Source organism: Xanthomonas sp. NCPPB 4037, assembly GCF_041475695.2.
In the GTDB taxonomy this organism is placed as follows: domain Bacteria; phylum Pseudomonadota; class Gammaproteobacteria; order Xanthomonadales; family Xanthomonadaceae; genus Xanthomonas; species Xanthomonas campestris.
The window spans coordinates 5,173,272-5,180,132 of the sequence record NZ_CM191261.1 but is presented as its reverse complement, the minus strand read 5'-3'; the positions used below and the strand labels follow the sequence as shown (position 1 = coordinate 5,180,132).

The 6,861-nt window shown below is 64.8% G+C and carries 5 protein-coding genes; all 5 read left to right on the top strand.

What is annotated here, in order from left to right; all coding sequences use genetic code 11:
- Window positions 1-242 precede the first annotated feature (242 nt).
- The 5 genes from rpmH (at window position 243) to mnmE (ending at window position 6,759) form a co-directional block, all read left to right on the top strand.
- The gene (rpmH, locus tag ACCQ01_RS22705; protein ID WP_002805908.1) at window positions 243-383 is read left to right on the top strand and encodes a 50S ribosomal protein L34; all 141 of its coding nucleotides are present in this window, start codon (window positions 243-245) and stop codon (window positions 381-383) included.
- 38 nt (window positions 384-421) lie between these two features.
- Window positions 422-868: a ribonuclease P protein component gene (gene rnpA, locus ACCQ01_RS22700; protein ID WP_228433622.1), complete on the top strand. Its 447-nt coding sequence runs from the start codon at window positions 422-424 to the stop codon at window positions 866-868.
- Between the two features lie 15 nt (window positions 869-883).
- On the top strand, window positions 884-2,605 hold the full coding sequence (yidC, locus tag ACCQ01_RS22695; protein WP_228433609.1) for a membrane protein insertase YidC: 1,722 nt from the start codon (window positions 884-886) through the stop codon (window positions 2,603-2,605).
- 88 nt (window positions 2,606-2,693) lie between these two features.
- Window positions 2,694-5,396, top strand: coding sequence for a polysaccharide deacetylase family protein (locus tag ACCQ01_RS22690; protein ID WP_228433610.1), 2,703 nt, complete (start codon window positions 2,694-2,696; stop codon window positions 5,394-5,396).
- A gap of 22 nt (window positions 5,397-5,418) precedes the next feature.
- On the top strand, window positions 5,419-6,759 hold the full coding sequence (gene mnmE, locus ACCQ01_RS22685; RefSeq protein ID WP_228433611.1) for a tRNA uridine-5-carboxymethylaminomethyl(34) synthesis GTPase MnmE: 1,341 nt from the start codon (window positions 5,419-5,421) through the stop codon (window positions 6,757-6,759).
- The last annotated feature ends 102 nt before the right edge of the window (window positions 6,760-6,861 follow it).

The following is a 6,861-nucleotide window of genomic DNA, read 5'->3' as shown; positions in this document are numbered from 1 at the left end:
CAAAGTGTGATCATCTGTTGCTGGCTGCGGCGCGCAGAAAAGCGCCGTGCTCGCAGCCCGGTCGTGAAAAGAGGATGGACCAGACTAGCACCCGGGGCAGGGTTTTCCCAGGGTTATTCACAGGTCCATCCACAGGCCATGCACGCCGTCACTTGCGGTAAAGCCAGCAGGGAGTTGACCCGGCCCCAATTGCTCCTATAGAATTTCCGGTTCTATTCGTCTCCATCCATGCAGAGGGCCCCATGGCCACCAAGCGTACTTTCCAACCCAGCAACCTGAAGCGAGCACGCGACCATGGCTTCCGCGCACGTATGGCAACCGCCGACGGCCGCAAGATCCTGGCTCGCCGCCGCGCCAAGGGCCGCAAGCGCCTGAGCGCTTGATTGCCGCGCCGCTCCCTGCGGCCGAGGCAATCCCTTCAGTGAACGCATCGAACCCGTGCAGGCGATTTCCTCGCTCTGCGCGGGTTCGTACGCGTGCGCAATATACGGTCGTCTTCGATACCGCGCGCCGCACCTCGGACCCATTGCTGAGCCTGCACTGGTGCAGTGGCGAGACCCCGCCGCGTCTGGGCATGGCGGTGTCGCGCAAGGTCGATACGCGTGCGGTGGGACGCAACCGCATCAAGCGGGTGCTGCGCGATGCCATGCGCCACCTGCTGCCGGAGCTTGCCGGCGGTGACTACGTCATCGTGGCCCGTTCGGCGGCCGCCAAAGCGACCAATCCACAGATCCGCGACGCCTTCGTGCGTCTGCTGCGCCGTGCCGGCGCATTGCCCCTGCCTGCCGCGCCCGGCACAATGCCGCCCGCCAGGGCACCGCGCCCATCCTCCCTTTCCCCGACAGAGCCGGACCCCCGTTCCGACTGAGCGAGTTGCTGCCCGATGAACCAGACCCGTGTTTTCCTGATTTTTGCCTGGCTGATGGTCGCGGCACTGCTGTGGATGGAGTGGGGCAAGGACAAGGCGGCCGCCAATGCGCCGACGCCGATCGCCTCGCAGGCGGTCCCGGCGGCGCGCGATCCGGATGCCGCGGCCCCGGCGACGAACGTGCCGTCGGCACAGGCAATTCCGCAAGCCGGCAGCCCTGCCGCGCTGCCTGCGACCAGCACCACCACGGCCACGCCCGTGGCGGCAGGTGCCGCGCCGGCAATCACCCTGACCTCGGACGTGCTGCGCCTGAAGCTGGACGGCCGCAGCGTGCTCGACGCCGAGCTGTTGCAGTTCCCGCAGACCAAGGACGGCACCGAGCCGGTCAAGTTGCTGACCGAAGACGCCGCGCATCCGTACAACGCCACCAGCGGCTGGGCCAGCGAGCGCTCGCCGGTGCCGGGCGTGGGCGGTTTCCGTGCCGAGCAGCCGGGCACCACGTTTGAACTGGCCAAGGGCCAGAACACCCTGGTGGTGCCGTTCGTGTGGAACGGCCCCAATGGCGTATCGATCCGCCGCACTTTCACCTTGCAGCGCGGCAGCTACGCGATCTCGATCAAGGATGAGGTGATCAACAAGAGCGATGCGGCGTGGAACGGCTATGTGTTCCGCAAGCTGAGCCGGGTGCCGACCATCCTCAGCCGCGGCATGACCAACCCGGATTCCTTCAGCTTCAACGGCGCGACCTGGTACAGCCCGCAGGAAGGGTACGAGCGCCGCGCGTTCAAAGACTACATGGACGACGGTGGCCTGAATCGCCAGATCACCGGCGGCTGGGTGGCGCTGTTGCAGCACCACTTCTTCACCGCGTGGATTCCGCAGAAGGACCAGGCCTCACTGTATGTGCTGAATCAGGATGGCCCGCGCGACGTGGCCGAACTGCGTGGCCCGGCCTTCACCGTGGCACCGGGTCAGACCGCCAGCACCGAGGCGCGCCTGTGGGTGGGTCCGAAGCTGGTTAGCCTGATCGCCAAGGAAGATGTGAAGGGGCTGGACCGCGTGATCGACTACAGCCGATTCTCGCTGATGGCCATCATCGGCCAGGGCCTGTTCTGGGTGCTGAGCCATCTGCACAGCTTCCTGCATAACTGGGGCTGGGCCATCATCGGCCTGGTGGTGCTGCTGCGCCTGGCGCTGTACCCGCTGTCGGCTGCGCAGTACAAGTCCGGCGCCAAGATGCGCCGCTTCCAGCCGCGCCTGCAGCAGCTTAAGGAACGCTACGGCGACGATCGCGCCAAATTCAATCAGGCGATGATGGAGCTGTACAAGAAGGAGAAGATCAACCCGATGGGCGGCTGCCTGCCGCTGCTGATCCAGATGCCGATCTTCTTCGCCCTCTACTGGGTGCTGGTGGAATCGGTGGAACTGCGCCAGGCACCGTGGCTGGGCTGGATCCAGGACCTGACCGCGCGCGATCCGTACTTCATCCTGCCGGTGCTCAACATTGCCATCATGTGGGCCACGCAAAAGCTGACCCCGACCCCGGGCATGGACCCGATGCAGGCCAAGATGATGCAGTTCATGCCTCTGGTGTTCGGCGTCATGATGGCCTTCGTGCCTTCTGGTCTGGTGCTGTACTGGGTGGTCAACGGCGGTTTGAATCTGCTGATCCAGTGGTGGATGATCCGCCAGCACGGCGAGAAGCCGAGCAAGATCATCCAGGCCAACGCCAAGTAAGTGGAACAAGGCCCGCCGCAAGGCGGGCTTTGTACATGTGCCCCCGCGGTGCACCACCGCACGTGCTGACCATGCCAAGGATGCGTTCGTGATGTCTTCGCCGCTGCACCGCCTGTTGCTGTGCGCCAGTTATGTGGGGCTGTTGCTGCTGGCCGGCTGCGGCAAACCGCAGGCCGGGCACGATGCGCAGGCTGCCAAGCCAGCCGCATCCGCCACATCTGCCGCGCAAAACGATCCCGCTGCCGAAGATGCGCGCGCCCTGATCGTGCAGTTGCGCGAACAACTCGACCGGCATCGCCGCATCATCGTGTTGCTGGCCGATGAGGCCGCGCAATCGCCGCGCGACCGTGCCACCTCCAGCAGCGTGGGCCAGCAGTTGTTCCATGAGAACCTGGAGCAGCGCGAGCGTATTGCTGCACGATTCGAGACCGTACTGGCCTCCAATGCGTCCACCCGCTTTGCCATCCTTGCCACTGTGCTGGACGACGTCGAGTCGGCGCCCGATCTCTACGATGCCGATCGCCTGGCCTTTCGCGAAGTGCTGTGCGATTTGCACGCGCGTATTGGCCGCGATTCGGCATTGCCGGCGGTGAAACTGCACCAACGCATTGGCGAAGACCTGGAGGCGCTGGATGAAATCGAGCGCACCTACAACACCGAGCTGACCCAGATCTTCTCCCGCTTCGATCGCAGCCGCGCCATCACGCCCAAGCGCGAGAAATGGGACGACTACGTGGCGCATCTGCGCACGCTGTACACGCGCGAAAAGATCCTGCGCGACCACGGCGTGGTGGAGCCGTATCCGTTCTCCGCGCGCGACAGCGAGAGCGAGATCTTCGGCCGCGATCTGCCGCCCAAGACGGTGGTGCTGACCTTCGACGATGGCCCGCACAAGGCGTATACCGAAGAGGTCGTGGCCATCCTCAAACGCTACGACGTGCCCGGCGTGTTCTTCGAAGTGGGCCGCAATCTGGGCAACCTGGATGCGCAAGGCAAGCCGACCCTGGCGCCGCTGGCCAAGATCAGCCACAGCCTGATGGAAGAAGGCTATGCGGTGGGCAATCACAGCCTCACCCATGCACAGCTATCCAAGACCACCGGTGCGGCCTTGCGCAGCCAGGTGCTGGATACCGACACGCTGTTGCGTGCGGTGGACGACAAGCGCGCGCCACTGTTTCGGTTTCCGTATGGCGCACGCAATGCCGAAGGGCTGCAGTTGCTCGGCGAAGCGGGCCTGAAATCGATCATGTGGAACATCGATTCGATGGACTGGGCCGACCCGGTGCCGGAATCGATCGTGCAGCGCGTGCTGGACCAGGTGAACAAGGAGCAGCGCGGCATCGTGCTGTTCCACGATATCCACGACCGCGCCGTGAAAGCGTTGCCGCAGATCCTGGATCGCCTGATTGCCGATGGCTACCAGTTTGCCGGCTGGAACGGGCGCGATTTCTCGGTGGCACGTGCGCCCAGCGCGACCGCGTCCGCAACGGTGACCACCGGTTATGCCAAGTCGTGGGCGATCGTGATCGGCATCGACGACTACGCGCGCTGGCCCAAGCTCGAATACGCCGCCAACGATGCGCAGGCGATTGCCAACACCTTGACCGGCCCGTTGGGGTTTCCGTCGTCGCAGGTGATCGTGCTCAAGAATGCCGAAGCCATCCGCAACAATATCCTGGCCGCGTTCCATGACCGGCTCGGCGATGGACGCGCGCAGACCAACGACCGCGTGTTCGTGTTCTTCGCCGGGCATGGCGCCACGCGCCGGCTCGCCTCCGGGCGCGACCTGGGCTACATCATCCCGGTGGATTCGGACCCGGAGCATCTGGCCAATGATGCGATCGCGATGAGCGACCTGCAGAACATCGCCGAAAGCCTGCAGGCCAAGCACGTGCTGTTCGTGATGGATGCCTGCTACAGCGGTTTGGGATTGACCCGTGGCGGCCCAAGTTCCAGCGCCTACCTGCGTGAGAACGCCCGCCGTATCGCGCGCCAGATGCTCACCGCGGGCGGCGCCGATCAACAGGTGGCCGACAGTGGACCGAATGGGCATTCGGTGTTCACCTGGGTGGTGTTGCAGGCGCTGGCCGGCAAGGGCGATCTCAATGGCGATGGCTTGATCACCGGAACCGAGCTGGCCGCGTATGTCGCGCCGGCCGTGTCTGCAGTGTCGGCACAGACGCCGGCATTCGGCAGCCTGCCGGGATCGCAGGGCGGTGAGTTTGTGTTTCAGGTGCCGAGTGGCGAAGAATTCCTCACCGCCGACACCGCGCAGTTGTCGGCGGCGGCGATCGCGCTCAATGGCCGCGTGGATGCAGTGCGTCCGGCTGCAGTGAGTGCCGGCGTACCCGCGAATGCGGCGCCGGTGACGGTCAAGACCTTGCAGGGCGGCGAAGCCACGTTGGTGCTGCCAACCGCGGTGAAGAGCAGCGACCGTCAGCGTGCGCAATTGGCCAACGAACGTGGTCTGCAGCTGTACAAGGAAAAACGCTACGCCGATGCCGCCGAGCAGTTCGCCGAAGCCCTGAAGCTACGGCCGGACTTTGCATTGGCTGCCAACAACCTGGGGTTTGTGTACTACCGCCAGGAGCGCTATGCCGAAGCCGCACGTTGGCTGGAAAACACCTTGAAGATCGATCCCTCGCGCGCGGTGGCCTATCTCAACCTCGGCGATGCCTATGCCAAGGCAGGCGATCGCGAGAAGGCACGCAAGGCCTACACCACCTATCTTGCCTTGCAGCCGCAAGGTGCCGGTGCCGAGCAGGCACGCGCACAGTTGCAGACTCTGTGATTTCTCTTCGTTCTCTCTTCGCATGAATGCTTCGCCTTCCACCATCGTTGCCATCGCCACTGCTGCCGGAACTGGCGGTATCGGTATCGTGCGGCTGTCCGGCCCGCAGTCTGTACAGATCGCCGCTGCGCTGGGTATCTCGGGGCTGCAACCGCGGCATGCGCGTTACGCGCGGTTTCGCGATGCGCAGGGCGAGGTCATCGATGACGGCATCGCGGTGTGGTTCCCCGCGCCGCATAGTTTCACCGGCGAAGAGGTGGTGGAGCTGCAGGGCCACGGCAGCCCGGTGCTGCTGCGGCAACTGGTGGCCCGCTGCATCGCGCTGGGTGCACGCCAGGCGCGCGCGGGTGAGTTCAGCGAGCGGGCCTTTCTCAAAGGCAAACTCGATTTGGCACAGGCCGAAGCGATTGCCGACCTGATCGCCGCTGGCGATCTGCGCGCAGCGCGTGCGGCGCGCAGATCGCTCGACGGTGTGTTCTCGCGACGCGTGGATGCGGTGAGTGAGAGCCTCACGCGGTTGCGTATCCATGTGGAAGCGGCGATCGACTTCGCCGATGAGCCCCTCGACACGCTGGGCGGCGCCCAGGTGCGCGAGGAACTCACCCGCACGCGCGCATTGCTTGCGCAGCTGTTGCGCGATGCCGAACGTGGACGCAAGTTGCGCGATGGTTTGCACGCAGTACTCATCGGCCCGCCCAACGCCGGCAAGAGTTCCTTGCTCAACGCCTTGGCCGGCAGCGAGCGGGCGATCGTGACCGATGTCGCCGGTACCACGCGCGATACCTTGCATGAAGCGATCCAGCTGGACGGATTCGAACTGACCCTGGTCGATACCGCAGGCCTGCGCGAGGGCGGGGATGCAATCGAGCGCGAAGGCATGCGCCGCGCGCGCGCCGAACTGCAGCGTGCCGACCTGGCGCTGATCGTGGTGGATGCACGTGACCCGCAGGCCGCGCGCGACGCCCTCGGCGATGCCATCGATGCGGTACCGCGCCGGTTGTGGATCCACAACAAATGCGACCTGCTGGCTGTGGCTGGGCCATTGGATGCCGATGCGATCGCGGTGTCTGCGGAGACCGGGCAGGGGCTGGAGCACCTGCACACCCGCCTGCGCGAACTGGCGCTGGGCGATGGCATAGAAAGCGTGGATAGCGAATTTTCAGCGCGCACGCGGCATGTCGATGCATTGCACCGCGCCGAACAACATGCCGACGCCGCAGATCTGGAGCTGCGCTACGAGCAGCTCGAACTGGCCGCCGAAGAACTGCGTCTGGCGCATGAAGCCCTCGGCGAAATCACCGGAAAGCTCAGCGCGGACGATTTACTCGGCAAGATCTTTTCGAGTTTTTGTATCGGGAAGTAATGCGGTGGCCGATGCTCCATGCGTGGTGCAAACGCGAGCAGCACCTCGCCGCTCAGTGAAACAGGCAATCGATCCGCGGATTTGCGCTGGGGTTAGGCGATC